This is a genomic window from Serratia sp. CY81684, assembly GCF_052166595.1.
Classification (GTDB): domain Bacteria; phylum Pseudomonadota; class Gammaproteobacteria; order Enterobacterales; family Enterobacteriaceae; genus Serratia; species Serratia nematodiphila.
Map to the genome: position 1 here is coordinate 1 of NZ_JBJNOO010000025.1, position 567 is coordinate 567.

Annotated in this window: 1 protein-coding gene; it reads left to right on the top strand. The window is 63.3% G+C overall.

All coding sequences use genetic code 11. The annotated features are described in order from the left end of the window. The coding region (locus ACJ8QF_RS25080) for a radical SAM protein (protein ID WP_442537991.1) at positions 1 to 567 on the top strand (567 nt) is incomplete at both ends.

Consider the following 567-nt stretch of genomic DNA (forward strand, 5'->3'; position numbering starts at 1 on the left):
CTCTGGCTGCTGGCGGAGCTGACCTACCGCTGTCCGCTGCAGTGTCCGTACTGCTCCAACCCGCTCGATTTTGCCGCGCAGGAAAAAGAGCTGACCACCGCGCAGTGGATAGAGGTGTTTCGCCAGGCGCGGGCGATGGGCAGCGTGCAGCTCGGCTTCTCCGGCGGCGAGCCGCTGGTGCGTAAAGACCTGCCCGAGCTGATCGCCGCCGCGCGCGATCTCGGGTTTTACACCAACCTGATCACCTCCGGCATCGGCCTGACCGAGAAGAAACTGCAAACCTTCGCCGACGCCGGGCTGGATCATATTCAGATCAGTTTTCAGGCCAGCGACGAAACGTTGAACGCCGCGCTGGCGGGCTCCGCCAGGGCGTTTCAGCAGAAGCTGGCAATGGCCAGGGCGGTCAAGGCGCTCGGCTACCCGATGGTGCTCAACTTCGTGTTGCATCGCCATAATATCGGCCAGATCGACCGCATCATCGAACTGGCGATCCAACTGGATGCCGACGACGTCGAGCTGGCGACCTGCCAGTTCTACGGCTGGGCGCACCTGAACCGCGAAGGGCTG